The organism is Cocleimonas sp. KMM 6892 (assembly GCF_035798195.1).
GTDB classification, from domain to species: domain Bacteria; phylum Pseudomonadota; class Gammaproteobacteria; order Thiotrichales; family Thiotrichaceae; genus Cocleimonas; species Cocleimonas flava.
The window spans coordinates 1-20,946 of sequence record NZ_JAPFBV010000009.1; the positions used below are offsets into that span (position 1 = coordinate 1).

The window sequence follows — 20,946 nt, forward strand, 5'->3', positions numbered from 1 at the left end:
TACATAATGGCCTTTAGCAGCTAACTAAAGGTGGGTCTCAGTTTACCCGTTCTTTAACTTTAGTAACCATACAAGTTGCTTCATCGGAAAAAAGACTCGCTCTCGCTCGCATTTTTCCGCTGAGCAAGGCGCTATGTGTCTGCGACGCCAAATCAACTGTCATTAAAAATGAGTAAGGATTATTTAAGTTTGATATAAAGCCTCTTACTGAAATTAAAATAACTAAATATGGTAGATTATGAAAATTACTAATTTTTTAGCAATGGCTAGTAACGGAAGAGAAATTTTATCTGACTCACATGGTAACAACATTGCAATAATATGCGAATCTTGTGCCTCACCTGTTTTGTTAATAGCACTTCCCAATCAACGTGGAAGTGACGAAAAGCATCCTGCAAATTGTAAAGGTTGTGGTGAATTGTATTTTTTAGATATTCGCGAACATAAAGAAATGCTCTATGTTCATAAAGTGCAATAAAAAACATAATAAGTTACAGCATTGGAAAACCAACTCGCTGGCGCTCGTCGTTTTCCACTGTGCAAGGCATTAAACCTAAGAGAAGAAATAGTGAATATGAAGGAGTTTTCGAGTCTAGTTGGTTTGTCTTCTTACACTCTGAGATACTATGAAAAAATAGGTTTACTTAAAAATGTTCAGAGGAACAGTAGTGGGCATCGAGTTTACACATCGAAAGATCTTAGATGGATTGAGTTTGTAAAGCGCTTAAAGGACACAGCCATGCCACTTGAAGAAATTCAAGAATATGCACGGTTAAGAGAAGCAGGTTCCAGCTCTGTACTTCAACGTCATGCTTTACTAGAAAAGCACAAAAGAAATTTAATAGATCATATTACTCAGCAGCAATCACACCTTGCAGCTCTAGAAGATAAAATTGACTTATATAAAAAGGGAAAAGTCCGTTGACTTAGAGTTAACTCTAACTTGTATGCTGCGCTTGTACATAAAAACAGGAGCATACAAATGGAACAATCACGTTTTGAAACTGGATTAGAGTTACTGAAAAAGATTGATGGTGAGGCTGGTCAAAAGGTTATCGAGAGTCTGAAAGATATTTGTCCGGATTTAGCTAAGTATACAATCGAGTATCCTTTTGGCGATATTTATGCTCGTGGCGGGTTAGATTTGAAATCACGAGAGATTGCCACGATAGCAGCACTCACTGCATTAGGTCATTGTGCCCCTCAACTTAAAGTGCACCTAAATGCTGCTCTAAATATTGGCTGCACAGAGGAAGAAATAAAAGAAGTGATACTTCAAATGTCCGTTTATGCAGGTTTCCCAGCAGCTTTAAATGGCATGTTTTCTTTTCAAGAAGTACTTGCTGAACGAAAGGAATAACAAAAAATTAAGAGCTACTCACTACGCTTGGCGCCCTCACTTCAAGTCAGTTTAGTGTTTATGGCACAATGCTTTAGGTAAGGTATTAGCGTTTTTCACACCTTAATTTTGCGTTATACGTAGAAAATAATAAATTATGATAGAAGCTCAAAAAGTCATCTGTAAAAATCAAGGCGTAGATACAGTATTTCCAGAAGCATATGAAACATTAGGTATAGCATTATCTACACTTGGGGAAAAAACTATAAACGGTTTACGCCATCCTTTTGAAAATGGAACTTGCGGTTGGTATATATGGTGCGGTGAAGATCTACCTGAAGACCCTGAATTCTTTGACTCAATGCATGTAAGTCACATTAGCGAATATCTACCAAGCATTGAAAAGTATTTGGCGTTACCTGTAGGTTATAGATTTTTAGTTACAGAGACTTATGAAGATATTTGGTACGATGAAACACTTAAAAACGTATAACAAGTTTCCTCCTAGAAAAACTTCTCGTTCGCGTTCGGATTTTTCTGCTGGGCAAGCCGTTATACAATCAAACCAATAATAGAGAGACTTTTACTTGTTTGAACTAAAAACAATAACCTTATTCCTAATTACTGCTGTTGCAGAAATAGTTGGTTGCTATCTTCCATACTTATGGCTTAAGCAAGGTAAAAGTGTTTGGTTACTTATTCCCGCGGCTTTGAGCTTGGCTCTTTTCGCTTGGTTACTATCACTTCATCCAACGGCAGCGGGTAGAGTTTATGCCGCTTACGGTGGCGTTTATGTATTTGTCGCCATATTATGGCTCTGGGGTGTAGATGGAATTAAACCCACCTCTTGGGATATTTTGGGGGGCATAGTTGTGTTAATCGGTATGGCAATAATTATGTTCGCACCAAAAAACCTATAAGCAGTTACTACAGAGGAAAAACAACTCGCTGTTTTCAGCTGAGTAAGGCGTTAAAAGAGGTCAAATAAACATTTAGTTAAGAATGGAGATTTAAATGCTAGAACTATCTCAAATATTTACTTACATTGCCGCACTTGCAATAGCCGCAGCAATCCCGGGTCCAGGTATGACAGCTCTTGTTGCACGTAGTGTAAGCTCTGGAGCATTAACTGGATTTGCTATGTTAGCTGGACTAATTTTAGGTGACCTAACATATCTCTCTTTCGCAGTATTTGGGCTGGCCGTCTTAGCTAAGAGCTTCAGTGTTTTATTTATTATCGTTAAATGGGGTGCTGTTATTTATCTCTTGTACCTTGCTTGGCAATTTTGGACAGCAGATCACCAATCGTTAAACGAAACTAACACGCCTAAGCGTAAAGATCTTTTTTCAGCTTGTTTATCTGGTTACACAATTACACTAGGTAACCCTAAAACAATCGCTTTCTATCTTGCTTTGTTGCCTGTGATTATCAATCTAGAAATGATAACAATTCAAAGCTGGGCATTTATATTAGTTCCTTTAACAGCTACGGTTTTACTATCTGTAGGAGCCGTTTTTATTCTTGGAGCAATTGCAGTTCGCCATATATTATCAAGTAAAAAGGCCCAAAAATTGCTTCATCGTGGCGCAGCTACAACAATGGTTGTTGCGGCTGGAACAATGGTTGCCAGGGAATCATAATAATTTATAAATTAGATATTAAATTCTCTAACAAGTTTACCCGTTATTTAGCTTTAGTAACCGTACACGTTGCTTCAACGGAAAACTACTCGTTCGCGATCGCATTTTTCCGCTTAGCAAGGCGTTAGGTGACAAAGGGAAAAATAGATGAAATGTTGCAATAGAGAGTACCCTGATCCAAATATTATTAATGGTACAGCTTATTTTGTATGTTCAGAGTGTGGTGAAGTTCGAGAAATACAAGACTATAAAATTTATACAAAGCAAGACAGAATAGATCAATTTGAAAAGGAATATGGGGTTAAGCTTCCAAGTGAATATGTCAATTTTGCAAATAAAAAAGATTCTTGGGTAGTAAAACTTCCCGCTGCAAATACGGAATCAACAAAGTACTATTTTGGCGAGGGATACTATCAAATTACCAGGTTTTATAGCCTTGACCCAAATGAAGCCGGTTCTGTTTTTGACAGTGCTTATTTGATAGAAACATGGGATTTACCAAAAGAGTTAGTACTAATCGATGGTGATGGTCATACTTGGTTGGCGTTGGATTATAGAGACTCAAAAAAAATTCCAAGGGTTATAGTTATTGAATCAGATGAAGGTAATAGCCTCGTAGTCGCAGATAATTTTAAAGAGTTTATATCAACACTATTACCATACGACAGTGTCTATGATGATAACGGTGCAATTATCTACAATGGAAAAAGCACCTAACAATTGCTGCATCTGAAAAACAACTCGCTCACACTCGCATTTTTCCGCTGAGCAAAGCGTTATACGAACCATGAGAAATGAATAACATAGAAAAATACATTATTAGTGGATTGATCTAAGTTGTCATTGAAGCACTTAGGTGGCCAATAAAGTATGAAATACAATAAAGTAACCTTAGGTTTTATCGCAGCTGCGATGATGAATATCGGTGGCGTACTGATTTTCTCTCGTGCGTTTACTAATTCAGTGATCAATGAATTCGACCCTGTAGTTATGTCTAACTTTGGCTTATTGATGATCGTTGTATGGGGCTTGGCTTATTTAAGTGCCGCTACGATTACATCTGGCGTCAAATGGTTAGCAGGTGCATTTGCTATCGAAAAACTCGTGTATGTGGTTGTCTGGTTACTTTGGTTTAAGGATAACAGTCTTGGTGTTGTCTATGAGCAAGATCTATTTGCAGGTATGTTTTACAGCATCTATGGGTTAAATGACTTCGTGTTTATGTTGTTCTTCGCTTGGGTTTTCCTGACCGAAGGCAAGTCTTCAAAATCATTAGCATCACAAAGCATTCAATAGCAGCTTCAAAAGCTTGGTATTTTCAGTTCAAGGTTGGGTTTCGTGTTTGCGGTGCACTGCTTTAGTTTAGGTGGCAGCATTGCTCACACCTTAATGCGTTGTTATGTAAGTTTGCTGTTTAACTAATTCTGTTAGGCACCCCCCTACTTTCAGGCACTTTTTTTTAGTAAATCACATTAAAGCTTATTGTTCGAAATGACAGCCCAAGAACGAATAGACAAGGCATTAGCCTTTCGTAATCGAAATCACGAAAGGCAATGTAAGCCAAAAAAACTACTAATCTAGAATCGCCAGTTTATCCCGGCAGAAATCTGACGACCCGGTAAGGGAGCGGTTGTTTTGAGTACAGACAAATGATTTTCAGCGTACTCATCGGTCAGATTCGTTCCTTTAAGCCAGACCTCAACTTCCTGATTGGCAACGTTCCAATCCTTTTTAATCTGGATATTTAATGAATTATATCCAGACGTTTCTTCTTCATTTGGCGCAAGCTTATCAGCGTTGAAAACATGTTTAAGACTCAGTGAGGCCGACCAGTCTGCCGGTTCGTAACGAACGCCCACTTCCATGCTCGCCGGAGCAGTACGAGGAAGCGTTTCCCCATTCGTTTTAGATGCATCCAGAACATCTGCCTGCCCCCATAAGGTCAGCGGTTTGTCGTTAAAACGTAGTTGTGAATTTTCGTAACGCAGCGAGCCTCCATAAAAAATAGCATCGGTCTGCCCCGTCAGCCACACCTGACTTAGATGGAATGGATCAATCAACGCATTGCCATTGTCATCATAGCCCCTGTCCTGATAAATATAATCTTTGAAGCGATAATAGAAAGTGGAAAATTGAATCAGATGATCATGATGTTGGTACCCAATATCAAAATCGAGATTCACACTACGTTCTTTATCCAGATTTGAATCGCCAAAAATATAACTGTCGGTTGCATGATGAAATCCGTTCCAGTACAGCTCGTCAACACTGGGAAAACGTTCGAGGTAACCGATGCTTGCTTCCCAAGTAAGCTTTTTTTCTTCGGCTTTATTATTTAGTCCTAAAGAAAAGCTAAGCGCATGATCGTCCCGCTTATCGTAATAGTCAGGATCAAGTCCGCTAGGATGCACCCACTGCTCCTGAATATTGTCAGGGTTAGGCGTAAGTTGCCTTGACTGCAAATGAGTACCCAGACTCAATTCAAAAGAGTCATTCAACATTTTTTGTGCCGTAGTCGACGCTTGAAATATACGGCTTTGGGTATCAGGCATTGGATGACCGTGACTATATGGCAAACCAGTGTTCTCCCAATACTGTGTGACTGAATCACCCAGTGTTGCGCCTGTTCGGGTTGCATCGCTAAACGCATCACAGGCACCATGTTCATGACACACTTTCAATTCGCTGTGTGCCAGGCCGATACGTGTTTCACCCATCCAGTCTCCGACGCCCCAGGCTGCATTCAAGGAGCCTCGTTGTTGTTGCTGACCAAATAGACCATCTTTTCTACTGCCCTCGGTTTCATCATGCAGGTAATCGCTATCGAGAAAATCCAGTGTGATTTCATCTAACCACTCAAGATCAGGTTGATAGCGGTACTTGATTCCCAAATCTTCACGACTCATGTCTATACGGGTTGCTTCGGACGTATTGTTTGGAATGCCGTAGTCTTTATCTAATTTCGTTGCATTAATTTGCAATTCGCTTTGTGCGTTGGGTTTCCAGCTTAAGCCAACTTGAGCTTGAGTTGTGTTTACGTCGGAATCAGCGATGGTGTCTCCATTGCCTGATTGATAGGAATCCGATTCCTGCTTTAACCCACCCAGGCGTAACGCCCACTTGTCATTCGCGACTGATACTCGAGCATCCAAAGCATGACTGTCCGCGTCTATACGATGATCTGTCGATACTGAGCCATGTATTCCCTTCTCAGGAAATCGTGAATCCAGCGAATCGCTAACTTTAACAACGCCACCGGCTTGCGCAGCATATAACAGCGAGGCGGGTCCTTTGAGTAATTCAATACGTTCGGAAGCCCGTGGGGCAACGGCGACTGCGTGGTCTTGACTCATCGCAGAGAGATCATTGAGGTCATTATCGTTGTGCAAAACTTTGACGCGATATCCGCTCATGCCGCGCACTACTGGCCGACCTACGGCCTCACCATAGCTTGCTGAATCCACATTGGGTAAAGCATCCAGATAGGCCCCAAGAGTGGTATTGCTGGCATCTTCTTTTAATATTTCGGTTTTTTCAGGTACTGAGGTTTTCTCCTCCGTTGTACCAATAACAGTGACTTCTTCCAGCTCTGTTTCTGCGAGTACGACACTACTCATTAATAGACCTGAAATCACAGTAAATACTTTCATTTTTAAATCCTCATGCTCCAATTGCAGCTATGTACAATTGGAGCATTTGTTAGTTTTTACTCGTGATCGTGGTCGTGTTCTTCACCTGTACCGATGATTGCAACAAGATCTGTTGTTTCATTCTCTGGCAACAATGCAGAAACAGGCCATGTAGAATGCTGATGGAAATCACCACCATGTGAATCTACAAGGTAGAGTCGCTGGGTATCAGGAATAAACACTAGAACGCCATCTTCACTGACGCGCGCTACTGTTGTGCGAGAGCAATCACTAACGTTGCTAACTTCATCAAGTTGAACAAATCCTTGCATCTGCTCAAGACCATTTTCCCCTTCTGCAAAGAAATACATGCGACCTGTCGTATCCAGTGCGTAGTGGACGAGATCATCATGCTCATGTTCTTCTTCGGCTTCTTCAGTTGTTTCCCCTACTTCTTCAGCGGCGTGCTCTTCTTCCTCTTCAAATTTCAGATAAGGGTCGATATAAGCTCGACAGAGTTGTGTACCTGCTGGCATCACTTCCGTCACTTCGGCTTCTAACGCGTTCTGTTCAGCAACAAAGCTATTTAAACGTAATAGCGATTGTTCCTGACTACTGCCGGGCTCTGGATTTCGAAATTCTTCGGCTGAATGCGCCGCGAGCGTATCTCCGTGTAAATGGGCAAGTTGCACCATTTGGTCAGCATCAATTGTTGTGCCATGCTGATAAGTTGGGCGCATCAATAGATACTTCATGTCGAACTGCTCTTCGCCATCAACTTCCCTAAAATCTGGCCAATGCAAGAAATAGCCAACTGTTGAAGTATCCGTAATCGCGAGATTTTGAATAGAGCTATCCTGACTACCCGTCGCTATCTCATTCAGATCAGTCCGGGCTTCAGTTTCGCTATCGAAACTATAATAAGCTCCAGTTCCAGCATTCAGTAGACTTAGACTTAGACTTAATCCATCTGAGAGATCGACAGAGGTCTCTTCGTCAGCTGAGCTACTTCCACCGCCGCCACAGCCGCTGAGGATTAATGTGCTGACGCAAAAGATAGAGGCAACCGTCAATTTGTTGTTAATAAGGTGTTTCATTTTTATTTCCATAAATAGGTATCAGTTTCCCGCAAGAAAACCTTATTCATTGCTCTAACCAAAGCGAATTAACAAAGTGTTTCTTTACAGAAAAGACAATAATTTTGTTCAGACAAGATCAAGCCTGTCTTACGTAATGTATAAATTTAAGGAGACTAGATGGGTGGAGCGCGTGAGTCGTAAGCAGAAATTGAAACCTGCACAAGATGACAGGGAAAGATTACAAGGTAATCACCCAAAGGTGGAATGACTTCTATTTGCGTGGATGACGTATCGACAATGACAGACTGTTTTTCCAGATTATCAAACGTCTGACAAAGCTCCTCATGCTCATGAAAACTGTGTATTTCTGCATGCAAAAGCGTAACCGTCTGCGCCAATAGGAAAAAAGCTAAAACCCAAAAAGACATTAGGTATCGAAATCTAAAATTATTTGATTTGATGTTATTCAGCATGACACAAAAAGCCGTTTATCTCGGTTTGGGTAACAAAAAAGTCCTGTGACACGCATCACGACAAATATCATTAATCGCATTTGATTGCAGTCGTAAAAAATTAAAAAATCCTGAGTTCCTTTTTAATGGAGAAGGTCCATCAACTCTCAAGATGTTATAATATAACATATCAAAAATACAGTTAAATACTTATTAATAAACTGGAAAATATTTTGTGCAATAGCTGAACAGCTATATGAAAGCGAAAGTTTGACCAAACATTAGAAAGCTCAACCTTTCTTAAGTAATTAACGCAATTACCTTTTGAATCTAATAATCACTTATAAAGAATCTTTGTCACCCCCCTACTTTAAGGCAGTTTTTACCATGCCGTTTGGATAGTCGTCACGACACTCCGACATTGTTTCGTTTTACTTATGTTGCCGATGTTTTTGAATGTTTAGCTCTGTTGTTTCGAAGCATATTTATTCGGTGGGTTTAGTGTAGTTCGACCTGCTATTTTGTTTATTCATATAACAAAATAATCCATTTGCACCATCTTAAGTTAGGTTTCTAGTTGGCGTTTGCAGTTTCGGTTTAGTTTGCCTTATTATTGAGTACAATTTAATTAATCAGCGCTTAGTTATTACTGCGTTAGGCGTATTTCATCCATTGTTTATAGAGGTGATTCTGATGACTGAATATTTCGGCTCTTGTCTGTGTGGCACCGTTAGCTTTGAGGTAAAAGGTAACTTCGATAGCTTTTACCTTTGCCACTGTCAGCATTGCCAAAAAGATACAGGTTCGGCTCATGCGGCAAATCTATTTTCACAATCAGCTAAATTGGTCTGGCAGTCGGGCACAGATGCTGTGACTTCCTTTACGCTTCCAGGCACTCGTCATAATAAAAGCTTTTGTAGGTTGTGTGGCTCAGCATTGCCAAGCACTCAGACCTCAGATTTACTCGTCGTTCCTGCAGGGTGCCTGGACACTAAAATTTCCATGTCGCCAACTGCGCACATTTTTTTGTCTAGCAAAGCTGTTTGGGATGAGGATTTGGAGGAAGTTCCAAAGTTCGAGAGACTTCCAGATTGAACTATAATCAAATAGCAGTGGCTGTTTCGGACTCACCTTCGATGAGCTCCTCCACACCGTAAAACAATGCGTTATGATTTAAATTCCTATGAATAGAATATCTAAATTAGAAAATTTACTGGAAGAATTTACAGAAGCAAAAGAGCCGGAGCTCTTAAAAGAACTGTTCCTCTTAAAGAGGATATGTCGTCAAGCATAAATGAAGCAGCTTGAGGAATTGTTCAGCGTGACCGAAGATCACACAGAAAAAATATAACAAAATATTCAGGCTTTATTATAACTAAAAACTACTCGTTCATAGTCACATTTTTCTACCCCGAAAGGCGTGAAACACATAAACCCACCCCCCACCTTTGAGGCACTTTTTTAAAAAAGTGCCTCAAAGGTGGGGGGTGCCATTAATTTAAAAATGTAAGCTTCTATCAGATAACCTTACAACCCAGATTCGTCATTGATACAAATCTGGATTGTGGTTCTATTTGAATGGCCTTACCTGTATGAACCTTAAAAAGGTGCATAGTCGTCTTGCGGATCTGTCGGTATTGTCCAACGCTCTTGAGCACTGATAGCAACACGTTCAGCACCCTGCTGCGGTAGTCGACCATGATCTCCGAATAACCAAAGTACCATATTGGTACGCTCGCCACTGGTTATCGGCTGAGCTGCGTGTGCAACATTGCCACGGTGGAGCATCGCGATACCCGGCTTGAATGATAATCTTTTTGTTTGGTGCGTCGTCTGATTAAAAAAGTCGAGTTCAGATCCGCTAAACGCTTCATCAGGCAGATTCATATTAATATTCATTGTCACTGCAGACGCATCTGTATGTGGTCGAATCGAATTATCTGTATTTGGCTGGTAATGAATGGAAAAGCCAAACGTCTGCGTGTCATAGCCCATTACTTCTGGGAACAGTAGGCGCGAAATCGGGCGCATATACATATCAAGTATCTCGCGGTAAAACGCTTGAAAGCTCGGTGCGCCAAGATATCCTTCTGAGCGTTTGTCTAGCATAGCGCCTCGACGATTCAGTACTATTCCATAAGGCGGACGCAACGGTATTTGTGCATCCCAGACGCTTTCAAGATAGCCGCGCAAATCCGCAAGTCGCTCCGGATCGAAGAACTGGAACTGAAAAACGTCAGGGGCGACCTCCTTCAATAAATCTTTCACTGCTAATTCTTTACTTGGGTTTTCCCACGCCTGCATAACGGCTTCACGTAGATTCTTGTCAATCAATGAACTGTCGAGGGTGAAAAGATTGTCTGTATTATTATCTTCCCACTCTTTCCATGCATTGCTGAGTAAGTTTGTATTGTTATCCCAAAACTGTTGTACGGATGGGGCGCGCTGGAGCATTGCTTCTCGCGAAGGTAAATCTAAGTCGCGGGCATGCTGTAATTGAATAAGTGACATAGTCTGTATTAACTCCTAAATGTATTACTTGGTGATCGCTCTAACCTTGGCGAAAACCGTAATTTATTACATCTAATTTAGTTAATAAACAGCACATACAAACAAACACTATTAAGATTTTGTATATAATCAAGAATCAGCTGAAAAGAAATTTTCAGATGATGTGAAGAAACCGCATGCTTGAGGATTCACGCACGACGAATAGTAAAATGGGTTTTAACTGTACAGCGTTCAAATATGGATAAACCTGAATAGCGTTTAGCGTCATTCTCTTAGCTATTCACTTGGCTATTTACTTAGCTATTCAAAAGATACTTTTCTTCAAAATCATCTTTACTCACTGGCTTCCCTAAATGATAGCCCTGGAACAGCTTACATTTTTGTTTCTTTAGGTATTCAAGTTGCTGATTATTTTCAACGCCTTCAACCAGTGCGTCTATATCCAGACTATGAGCAAGTGAAAGGATGGAACCCACAATCTTTTGATCTTTTTCATTATCCAGAACATGCGTTATGAAGGTTCGATCAATCTTCAATTCGGAGAAAGGTAAACGGTGCAGATAAGATAACGATGAGTAGCCAGAACCGTAATCATCAATTGAAAAGCGCAGCCCAAGCTTACTCAAAGAGTTCATAATGGCGGATGATAATTTGAAATTAGAGATCATATTGTGTTCTGTAATCTCGATCATAATCATGTTGCCGTTAACACCTTCTTGCATTAGTGTTTTTCTCACAAATTCCACAAAGGTCGGGTGCATGAAATGAAGGGGGCTGATGTTAATTGATAGACGCTCAAAGCCATCGAGCATTTTTCTATCTTCCCATTCTTTAAGTGTTTTAAAGGCTGCTTTTAAGACAATTTCTCCCAGAGCGATAATCAAACGCGAGTCTTCTGCCTGTTTGATAAAGTTATCGGCAGCCAGTAATCCTTTTTTAGGATGATTCCAGCGCACTAACGCTTCGCACGAAACTAATTGATTATTTCCATTGAAAATGGGCTGAAAGTGCAAAATAAATTGTTCTTTTTGAATAGCGACCTTTAGCTCACTGCTTAGGGTATGTTTTTGATCAACAATCAGCTGCATTTTTCTAGAGAAGAATGAATACTGATCGCGCCCATCTAATTTAGATTGATACAAAGCGTTATCTGCGTGTTTAAGGTGTTCTTCTGCTTGTAAGTCGCTATCTGTCATCAAACAGATGCCAACACTGTAGGTTAAGAAGTGCTCAACGCCGCCTAAAATACACGCCTGTTTTGATTGATCGAGAATCTTCTCTGCAATCTGGGTCGCGTATTGTCTAGCTTCGTCTTTATCTGATCCTAATCTTGGTAACAAGATCACAAACTCATCTCCGCCCAGTCTTGCCAGAATTGCGTCTTCTTTTTGAGCAATGGTAGACTGTAGTTTCTCTGCGACAAAAATAAGTGCTTTGTCTCCCTCGTTATGGCCAAGTGAATCATTAATCGCTTTGAAATAGTCGAGATCAATCAGCAATAATGCACAGATATTCTGCTTAGGGTTCACACCAGAGGAGGCTTCCTCGAGTTTTTCATAAAAGTAGCGTCTGTTAAATACGCCGGTTAAAGCATCGTAATAAACCAGTTTAGCGACAGCTAGTTCTGCCCGCTCTCTAGAGGTAATCTCGTTTTTCAGTCGTTTGATAACGACTGCCATATTGTCGCAGGTTTCTTTGTCTGATTTTACGAGTCGTGCCAGTTCTGATTCTATGGATAGAGCCGTAGGCGCGATAATAAATTCATCATAATCATCACCTTTGGCTAAAAATTTTGTTTGCTCGGGCCAGCAATGCACATTGAATACTTTTTCACACCAGCTGGTCAGTTTTCCCGCGAGAAAGTAACTGCCAATACACACATTATCTTCTTTCTGGTTGAGCGCTTCGGTACTGTTATAAACCCTGAAACAGGCTGTTTTAGTGTCGTAATCTATATTGATTAATTTACTATTGCCCCATTCACCCAAGGTAGTTATTTTAGCGTGCTCTATTACCCCTTCTTCGAAACTTGTATATTGGGAAATAATCGCCCAGTCTTCCTCAATACTGTTGCGACCTTCTTTTTGCAATACCAACTGAATACGTTCATCAGACATCATCTGTCGCATGGCTTTTAGCATGCTTTTATAGGCAGTAGAACTAACCGATTGACCCAATAGATTGTTGCTAGTTGGGCCTGGCTTGTTCTGACTTAGTTTTGTATTCGTAGCGGTTTTTATAGTCGTGTGGGCTTTAGTTTTCATCTATTTTATTATCTTTATTTGTGAAATAAATTAGTGAGATCAATTGCACTTAAAATTATTATTTTTATTATTCTGATCACAATCTCATCTTGTGAGGATATACCAAGGAAGCTTTATCTAGGATGAAAACAAGCTTAGAACACCCATAAATATTTGTCTTATTTTCCTGATTAGTGGTCTTTAATAATTCTAAATACCAAATTCCAATCAGTATTTCAAAATTACCCTTCCAGATTTACCAAAAGCCAGAATGGTATGCAGGGTCATGCGCAAGCATGCCGCAGTGCTGGTTGAAACAGGGGAATATATGCTTTTAGATAGATTTATGGGCTTCCGATGTCAGATGTAGCCTAGATAAGCGATAGCGTCATCTGGGTTTCTAAAGATAGACTACAACAGATAAGTGAAGAATTAAGTATGTGGCAAAAATCATGCGTTAGATGGCGCAAGCTTATCTAAGCTACGAATGCGGGTTACCGCGTTTTTTTATTCTATTTACATTCGAGTGGTCTTTTTCGTAGCTTAGAGACTTTATTCTTATCCTCGAATTTTAGTTACAGGCTACGAGTTCATTTATTTTTCTCAGCCAAAATAAACGAACCAAACAAAAAGCTGCCCTAAAAGCACCCTGCGGGTTCATTGCGTTTCTCAGAAAGAATGGGGATAAAGGGAACTCGCTTCGCTCAAACAACCTTCATCCTAATCCATTCTTTCCTGCGATACTCATTGCTTTTAAAGGGGAAATTATCACCCCCCACCTTTCAGGCACTTTTTTAATTCTAGCGGTGTTTATCAAATCCCATTCAAACAAGCCGAGCCACGCAGAAAATTGATGATTAAGATTTTAGTTGTTTGAGTGACGTCAGGAGCGAGTTCTAAAATCTCGTCAATTTTTGAGTAGCGAGGGAACCGCTTGAGGCTTGTTTGTCGGGCGGCATTTTTTATTCGACTTCGTCTCACCCTAAAGGGCCAGCTAAAGCTGTTGTCTCGCATTCGCTCGGCTGGGATACGTTTTTGTTGCTGTAGACAAAAAGGTATCTCGCAGCTTTAGCTGTGAAACTTATTAAAATTGTCACCCCCTACTTATAGAGGTTTTTTAGTTGCCCTTCTAGGCTTACCAAAAGCCAGATGGGTACGCAGGGTCATGCGTAAGCATGGCGCAGTGCTGGTTGAATCAGGGGAATATCTCAATATTACTTTCCCTACTTATAGAGGTTTTTTAGTCACCCCCCTACTTATGAAGGTTTTTTAGTCACCCCCTACTTATAGAGGTTTTTTGGTCACCCCCCTACTTATAGTAGGTTTTTTCATTTTTTTGATTAGGCAAAAAATAAATGTGGGTTACCGCGTTTTAGAAGCTATGGGTTTCTTAAATTATTTAGTTTTACTTTGACTCTCTTCACTCATTTTCTCGAACAAATCATAAATATCTTATTTATTTCTTTTAAAAACCTTAATAAAAACAATCTAAGTTCATTATAATATTGTTAAATATGAAAGAATCTTACATATACACATTTATGAAGCAAGGAGATTATATGGATTCAAAGTTGAAACATTTAGAGTTTGTTCAAAACGTGATAAATCGAATGGCAAGTAATTCCTTCCTACTCAAAGGATGGAGTGTCACTCTTATTTCAGCTTTATTCGCTTTGGCTGCAAAAGATTCGAATCTATTTTTTATATATTTAGCCTATTTTCCATGCGTTGCATTTTGGAGTCTTGATGGCTACTTTCTGTGGCAAGAGCGAATGTATAGAAAATTATATGAGGATATAGCTGCTAAAGAACTGGATTCAATTGATTTCAATTTAAACGCAATGGAATATCAAACGAAAATAGATTCTTGGTTCTTAACATGCTTTTCAGTAACTTTAAGAACGTTTCATGGCATCATTTTTGGCGCTATAGTTTTGACTATGGCAATTATTGTTTTATCAAAGAGTGCTTAAATAGATCATCTGCATCTAGATATTTACCCCTCACTCTGGAGTCATTATGTCAGTATCACCAAAGGAATCTATTGAACAAATTATTCGAAAGGAATTTGATGAACGCACAGGTGTTTTGGATTTCTATGGTTTTGAACTGATCGTATTTCCTGATGTGATTCGTGAAATGACTTGGTTGAAGATATTAAGTTTTAGTGATCAAGAACCTTGGGATAAAGAAAAACAATCATGGTCTAAAGGCGTCCACAAACCACAATCAGGCCAAATTAGTATATTGCCAGAATGGTTTGGTGTTCTTGAACAAATCACGCATCTTAATCTTGACGGGACTTATATTGAAAACTTAGATCCCATTTCAAGTTTGACAAAATTAAAAATCTTGTTCTGTGATTCACAGCGTCTTAGTAATTTAAAGCCTTTATCTAAACTTATTGAAATAGAAGAATTGACATTTAATGATTCACAGGTCAGTGACCTGTGTCCCTTGGAAGGTTTGTCAAATCTAAAGTCGCTGTATTGCGACTCTACAAAAGTCAGTGACCTACGACCCTTAGAAGGTTCTAAACTAAAGACATTGTCCTTTTGTTCCACTAAAGTCAGTGACCTACGACCCTTGGAAGGTTTATCTAATCTAAAGAGGCTGGGTTGCGCCTATACAGAGGTCAGCGACCTGCTGCCCTTGGAAAGTTTATCTAATCTAAGGTCGTTGAATTGCAGCGATACAAAAGTCAGTAACCTGCAGCCCTTGGAAAGTTTATCTAATCTAAGGTCGTTGAATTGCATCGATACAAAAGTCAGTGACCTGCGCCCCTTAGAAGGTTTATCTAATCTAAAGACGCTGGGTTGCGCCTATACAAAGGTAAGTAACCTGCGGCCCTTGAAAGGTTTATCTAATCTTAAGTCGTTGAATTGCAGCGATACAAAAGTCAGTGACCTGCGTCCTTTAGAAAGTTTATCTAATCTAAAGTCGTTGAATTGCAGCGATACAAAAGTCAGTGACCTGCGTCCTTTAGAAGGTTTATCTAATCTACAGTCGTTGAATTGCAACGATACAAAAGTCAGTGATCTGAGTCCCTTAGAAGGTTTATCTAATCTAAACACGCTGGATTGCAGCTTTACAGGGGTCAGTGACCTGCGGCCCTTAGAAGGTTTATCTAATCTAAAGTCGTTGAATTGCAACGATACAAAAGTCAGTGACCTGCGGCCCTTAGAAGGTTTATCTAATCTAAACACGCTGGATTGCGGCTCTACAGGGGTCAGTGACCTGCGGCCCTTAGAAGGTTTATCTAATCTAATGACGCTGGATTTCGACTCTACAAAGGTCAGTAACCTGCGGCCCTTGGAAGGTTTATCTAATCTAAAGTCGTTGAATTGCAACGATACAAAAGTCAATGACCTTCGTCCTTTAGAAGGTTTATCTAATCTAAAGTCGTTAAGTTGCAGCGATACAAAAGTCAGTGACCTGCGTCCCTTGGAAGGTTTATCTAATCTACAGTCGTTGAATTGCAACGATACAAAAGTCAGTGACCTTCGTCCCTTAGAGGGTTTATCTAATCTAAAGTCGTTAAGTTGCAGCGATACAAAAGTCAGTGACCTGCGTGCCTTAGAAAGTTTATCTAATCTAAAGTCGTTGAATTGCAACGATACAAAAGTCAGTGACCTGCGTCCTTTAGAAGGTTTATCTAATCTAGAGTCGTTAAGTTGCAGCGATACAAAAGTCAATGACCTGCGTCCCTTAGAAGGGTTAACTAATCTAATGATATTGAATTGCGCCGAGACAAAAGTAAGTGATTTGACCCCCATACTAACAATTCTAAAAAAAGGATTCTGTAGTTATAGAAATAATCCTCTTATTTCACCACCAATTGAGTTTGCCGAACAAAGTAAAGATGCAATTTTAGATTATTTTGATCAACTTGGATCTAATCCTGTAGCTCTTAATGAGTTAAAAATTATTTTTTTAGGTGAAGGAGCTTCAGGAAAAACTTCCTTAATTAAACGTTTACGTGATGAGGAGTTTAACCTTAAAGAAGAACAAACTCATGGCATACGAATTAGAAAAACAAACTTTGATATCAACGGTGATGCGGTAAAAGCTCATCTATGGGATTTCGGTGGGCAGGAAGTAATGCACGCTACACATCAGTTTTTTCTTTCAGAACGCTGTATTTATGTTTTGGTGTTAAACAGTCGTAGTGATGATAGAGCGGAGCACTGGTTAAAACATGCTAAGTTTTTTGGAGGTGAGTCACCAGTTTTAGTGGTACTGAACAAAATTGATGAAAACCCTTCCTTTGATATTGAACGAAAAGTATTAAATAAAAAATATTCACAAATTAAGGGTTATTATCCTTTATCCTGCAAAAACAACCAAGGTATCGAATTCTTTCAAGAAGCTTTGATAAAGCTGATGTCAGAATCGATAACACGAAGAACACCGTTCCCAGCAACCTGGTCAGCTGTAAAAGATAGATTCGAGGATTCGAAAAAAGATTATACAGACTCTGCATACTTTACTGATATTTGCATTGAAGAGGGTGTAAAAAATACCTTTAGCCAAAAAGTATTGTTAAAGTTCTTACATGATTTAGGAGTTATCATACATTTTGAAGAATTACTTCAATACTGTGATATGCAAATTCTAAATCCTATTTGGTTAACTACTGGAGTTTATCGCATTATAAATTCCGAATTTGTAGCAGAAAACAAAGGAGTTTTATACCAGAATCAATTTGATAAAGTCATCAATGACCCTCGTTATAAGCTTGATAACACCAACGAAAAAGAATTCCTCTATCCAGTTAACTACCTGATACATATTGTTCGCATTATGCAACAATTTGAATTGTGTTATCCACTGGATTCAGAACGTTATGTTATTCCTCAACTATTACCAGTGGCTGAGCCTGATTTCAATTTTGAAGGCGCTAGTATTCATTTTGAAGCTCAATTCCCCATCTTTTTTCCTGATAGTATTTTCCCACGTTTGATGGTGAAGTTGCATAGTTTTATTGAAAATGACTTGCATTGGCGTAGTGGTATGGTACTTCAAAATTCATTAGTTTTTGACGCTAAGGCTCGCATTAGAGCAGATAAAGAAGACAGGAAGATAAGTATTGACGTATGTGGTGAAGAACCCCGTCGTTTACTTAGTTTTATCCGAGCTACAATCAAAGAAATTACAGCAGATTTTAAAGATCTGAAATACCAAGAAAAAGTAACTATACCCCATAACATATCAGATCAAGTCATATTGATGGATTATTCAGACATAGTAGCTTATGAAGTCGCAAATGAACTTGAAATCTTTATACCTGACCTACGTCAAAGAGTATCTATAAAAGACATATTAGATGGTGTGGAAGATGCAGAAATGAGAGATGAAGCTACAAAAACAGAATTGCAGGCATTTGTATCATATTCTCATAAAGATAGAGAGGGTGTTAATAAATTACGTGCGGCCCTAGCACCAGCTCGTCGCTTAGGAAACCTAACGCTTTGGGATGATAGAGCTATTGATGCAGGTGAGGATTGGGAAGATGAAATTTTTGAACAACTTGAGAACTCAGATATTGTACTCTGCGTTATCAGCCAAGATTTTCTTAATTCTGATTTTTGCGATCTAGAATTAAACAAGGCACTTAAACGACATTCAAAGAAAACACAAACTGTTGTTCCAATACGTTATCGAAGTTGCGACTGGGATGACCTGCCAATTGCTAAGCTGCAAAGCCCTTTATCAGGTTGGATAAAATCCTCGGACCATGAAGATGTAGCATGGACTGAAGTTTCAAAAGGCATAAAACCCATCATCGACAAAATTAAGAAACGTAAATTGGAAAACAAGAAAAACGCTAACCTAATAGACAAAATAGACTTTTAATCTTGCTCAATAAATATTTAATCATATAAGTGATTAAAGGGGGCATTTTCCTTTAATCCTTATCCTTTCCTAGATAGTAAGTTACAGTCAAATTCGTAACAGATTCTAAAAAATAACACTTTAAAAATTTATAACAAAAACTCATGTATTACCTTCACCGCTCTTTGCTAAATACTTACACAGCTCAACCGTTAGATCGCACGGCACATGGACGTAAAGACCCAGATTGGCTGGCTACTCAATTAGCCAATACTCGATCGGAATACCTCATTCTAAATGGGCACTGCATTGAAACCATCAAGCTCGTCCCTCTAATTCTTTCGCATGATCAATTTCATGACTTGTACTCATCATTCAAACCGATGTTACTGGGCCTAAAAAAAGACGGATAACACGCCAGTTATTAAGTTGTTTTGTTTATATATATTTAGGATAACTCAAGATGCAAAAAATATATCTAATCTTACTAGGATTTTTAATTCCATTATTCTTATCGGCAACATCAAACAACATTATTTATGAAGAACCTAAGATAGAAGAAACCAGTGATGAGGTAATTATAAATAGAGTAGAAATATTGAACGAGAGGAGTAACTTTTTAGAAATAAAAATCCACTATAATTTACTAACTAAAGACAGACAAAAGGATATTGAAATCTGGGTTTCACCAAATCATTCTGATTCAGTATTTGAGTGGACTTCTGTCAAAGCATACTCTGGAAAGAATACAGTAAATTTAGAAATGAATTTAAAAAAAGATGTCTTAAAAGAATTAGGAATTCAATCAGTAAATAGTGAGTTTCTAAGAGTTTTTATAGACTTGAGATCAGACCATTGGTTTAAAAAAGAAATACCATTTACTAAACAATGGACGTTAAATTAACATTACACGTTGTTTCATAGCAAAACATTCTCGCTCCGCCCTCAGTTTTCCGCTGAGCAAGGCGCTATGTGTCTGCAACGCTAAATAGAAAAAGTGCCTAAAAGTACGGGGGTGTGGTTTACTATCCATATGAAGAAGTTAATTTTAATATTTTGTGTTATTCCTATACTTTCGTTTGCAAACGGCTTCTATCCATTTAAAACAGCAACCCAATCAGATAATAAAATATCACTTACTTTTCAAGAAGCTGGTGTTAAATATAACGTCTCTTATAAAAACCAAAGTTTCATTTCAAGTTACGGGCAAGTATTAAACCTTAACCAGGGTGATCAAATCACTTTGACCGAAAGGCACACTAAGTTCATCGTTACAGCTGATATTAAGTGCTCTTTGAAAATAAAATCAATACACAATTGGCAAGGTAAAATCACTGAGAAAAACTATAGTGTTAATATATACAAATCATGAACATAACAAGTTACAGCATTGGAAAAACTACTAGCTCGCGTTTGTATTTTTCTACTGAGCAAGGCGCTATGAAACAACTTAAATTTACGTAAACCCAATTATCGTTAGAGGACATTTCCTAAGCATGAAGAAACTAAAGAATGAGAAGGAATTAGTAAAAAAAGCAATCGTTGAAGGAATGAAATACGCGGAAAAAAGAGATATTGTTGAATTTAAACCCACAGATTCAGCGGCATTAAAAATCGAATTTATCTATCACCTGTTGGTATTTGACAAAGTAATACAACCTCTCCCTCAAGATCAGATATCTCAGGTGACAATGAAGCACAGACTAGCCATATGGGCTTCAAAGCTAAAATAGAAATTTGCTTCATCGTAAAATGATTCATTCGCGCTCGCACTTTGTTACTGAGCAGACGCTACGTGTATGACGATACTTAAATAAATGTCACTAGATTTTCACATAGGAAATAACCGAAAAGAAGCCAGCTATCAGCAAGCAGATGCATCTTTAGATTTGCAGTCTCATATTTTACTTTTCGAGCGCCTTGGTTTACCTGAAGGAAAATTTACTCTATTTAAAAGACTAGAAGATTATTACAAGGATACTAAGTTTAGTGCAGAAGAACTAGAGTCTCTGATCGGTGAAACACGCCAGATAAAAACGCTATTTTCTGAAAATACAGAATTAACTCAGCAACTAAAGCAGTTGTTAGTGGTTTTCGAAAAGGCATTTAACGAACAAAAAATCATCTGGATGTTTTGTGACTAACAGATAAAACGGTCGTTTTAAAAGAATAAAAAAGTGCCTGTAAGTACGGGGGTGCCTTTTTTATTTTTTAATG

General features: G+C 38.8%; 20 protein-coding genes. 15 read left to right on the top strand and 5 right to left on the bottom strand.

Annotation, left to right across the window (positions count from 1 at the left end; all coding sequences use genetic code 11):
* Positions 1-238: 238 nt before the first annotated feature.
* From OO007_RS18820 to OO007_RS18855, 8 genes are all read left to right on the top strand, one after another.
* A complete protein-coding gene (locus OO007_RS18820) occupies positions 239-478 on the top strand; it encodes a hypothetical protein (protein ID WP_325809974.1) in 240 nt (79 codons plus the stop codon).
* A 96-nt stretch (positions 479-574) separates the two neighbouring features.
* Complete coding sequence (locus OO007_RS18825) at positions 575-925, top strand: MerR family transcriptional regulator (RefSeq protein WP_325810049.1); 351 nt, start codon at positions 575-577, stop codon at positions 923-925.
* Between the two features lie 57 nt (positions 926-982).
* Positions 983-1,360: a carboxymuconolactone decarboxylase family protein gene (locus OO007_RS18830; RefSeq protein WP_325809975.1), complete on the top strand. Its 378-nt coding sequence runs from the start codon at positions 983-985 to the stop codon at positions 1,358-1,360.
* Between the two features lie 136 nt (positions 1,361-1,496).
* A complete protein-coding gene (locus OO007_RS18835; protein WP_325809976.1) occupies positions 1,497-1,832 on the top strand; it encodes an immunity protein Imm33 domain-containing protein in 336 nt (111 codons plus the stop codon).
* A gap of 94 nt (positions 1,833-1,926) precedes the next feature.
* Entirely contained in the window at positions 1,927-2,259 is a 333-nt protein-coding gene (locus OO007_RS18840; RefSeq protein ID WP_131905793.1) for a YnfA family protein, read from the top strand.
* 94 nt (positions 2,260-2,353) lie between these two features.
* Positions 2,354-2,980, top strand: coding sequence for a LysE family translocator (locus OO007_RS18845; protein WP_325809977.1), 627 nt, complete (start codon positions 2,354-2,356; stop codon positions 2,978-2,980).
* 147 nt (positions 2,981-3,127) lie between these two features.
* A complete protein-coding gene (locus tag OO007_RS18850) occupies positions 3,128-3,697 on the top strand; it encodes an SMI1/KNR4 family protein (RefSeq protein ID WP_325809978.1) in 570 nt (189 codons plus the stop codon).
* A gap of 153 nt (positions 3,698-3,850) precedes the next feature.
* On the top strand, positions 3,851-4,276 hold the full coding sequence (locus tag OO007_RS18855) for a hypothetical protein (RefSeq protein WP_325809979.1): 426 nt from the start codon (positions 3,851-3,853) through the stop codon (positions 4,274-4,276).
* Between the two features lie 281 nt (positions 4,277-4,557).
* Here OO007_RS18855 and OO007_RS18860 read toward each other — a convergent pair whose 3' ends face one another.
* The 3 genes from OO007_RS18860 to OO007_RS18870 all read right to left on the bottom strand — a co-directional run bounded on the left by OO007_RS18860 (position 4,558) and on the right by OO007_RS18870 (position 8,116).
* Positions 4,558-6,630, bottom strand: a complete 2,073-nt coding sequence (locus tag OO007_RS18860) for a TonB-dependent receptor (protein WP_325809980.1) — start codon at positions 6,628-6,630, stop codon at positions 4,558-4,560.
* A gap of 56 nt (positions 6,631-6,686) precedes the next feature.
* On the bottom strand, positions 6,687-7,706 hold the full coding sequence (locus tag OO007_RS18865; protein WP_325809981.1) for a hypothetical protein: 1,020 nt from the start codon (positions 7,704-7,706) through the stop codon (positions 6,687-6,689).
* A 155-nt stretch (positions 7,707-7,861) separates the two neighbouring features.
* A complete protein-coding gene (locus OO007_RS18870; protein ID WP_325809982.1) occupies positions 7,862-8,116 on the bottom strand; it encodes a hypothetical protein in 255 nt (84 codons plus the stop codon).
* Positions 8,117-8,833: 717 nt separating this feature from the next.
* On the opposite strand from OO007_RS18870, the gene OO007_RS18875 reads away from it, so the two are divergent.
* Positions 8,834-9,235 (top strand): GFA family protein, encoded by a 402-nt coding sequence (locus OO007_RS18875; protein WP_325809983.1) that lies wholly within the window; start codon positions 8,834-8,836, stop codon positions 9,233-9,235.
* A 504-nt stretch (positions 9,236-9,739) separates the two neighbouring features.
* Here the strand turns inward: OO007_RS18875 and OO007_RS18880 are convergent.
* Both OO007_RS18880 and OO007_RS18885 read right to left on the bottom strand, forming a co-directional pair.
* Positions 9,740-10,651, bottom strand: a complete 912-nt coding sequence (locus OO007_RS18880; protein WP_325809984.1) for a 2OG-Fe(II) oxygenase family protein — start codon at positions 10,649-10,651, stop codon at positions 9,740-9,742.
* 296 nt (positions 10,652-10,947) lie between these two features.
* The gene (locus OO007_RS18885; RefSeq protein WP_325809985.1) at positions 10,948-12,915 is read right to left on the bottom strand and encodes a bifunctional diguanylate cyclase/phosphodiesterase; all 1,968 of its coding nucleotides are present in this window, start codon (positions 12,913-12,915) and stop codon (positions 10,948-10,950) included.
* Positions 12,916-14,453: 1,538 nt separating this feature from the next.
* On the opposite strand from OO007_RS18885, the gene OO007_RS18890 reads away from it, so the two are divergent.
* The 6 genes from OO007_RS18890 (at position 14,454) to OO007_RS18915 (ending at position 20,873) form a co-directional block, all read left to right on the top strand.
* On the top strand, positions 14,454-14,867 hold the full coding sequence (locus OO007_RS18890) for a hypothetical protein (RefSeq protein ID WP_325809986.1): 414 nt from the start codon (positions 14,454-14,456) through the stop codon (positions 14,865-14,867).
* Between the two features lie 46 nt (positions 14,868-14,913).
* Positions 14,914-18,750, top strand: coding sequence for a leucine-rich repeat domain-containing protein (locus OO007_RS18895; protein WP_325809987.1), 3,837 nt, complete (start codon positions 14,914-14,916; stop codon positions 18,748-18,750).
* Positions 18,751-18,893: 143 nt separating this feature from the next.
* Positions 18,894-19,142 carry a hypothetical protein gene (locus OO007_RS18900; RefSeq protein ID WP_325809988.1) on the top strand — a complete coding sequence of 83 codons (249 nt, stop codon included), beginning with the start codon at positions 18,894-18,896 and terminating at the stop codon, positions 19,140-19,142.
* 50 nt (positions 19,143-19,192) lie between these two features.
* Complete coding sequence (locus OO007_RS18905) at positions 19,193-19,633, top strand: hypothetical protein (protein WP_325809989.1); 441 nt, start codon at positions 19,193-19,195, stop codon at positions 19,631-19,633.
* Positions 19,634-20,225: 592 nt separating this feature from the next.
* On the top strand, positions 20,226-20,462 hold the full coding sequence (locus OO007_RS18910) for a DUF5062 family protein (protein ID WP_325809990.1): 237 nt from the start codon (positions 20,226-20,228) through the stop codon (positions 20,460-20,462).
* Positions 20,463-20,546: 84 nt separating this feature from the next.
* Positions 20,547-20,873: a hypothetical protein gene (locus OO007_RS18915; protein WP_325809991.1), complete on the top strand. Its 327-nt coding sequence runs from the start codon at positions 20,547-20,549 to the stop codon at positions 20,871-20,873.
* The last annotated feature ends 73 nt before the right edge of the window (positions 20,874-20,946 follow it).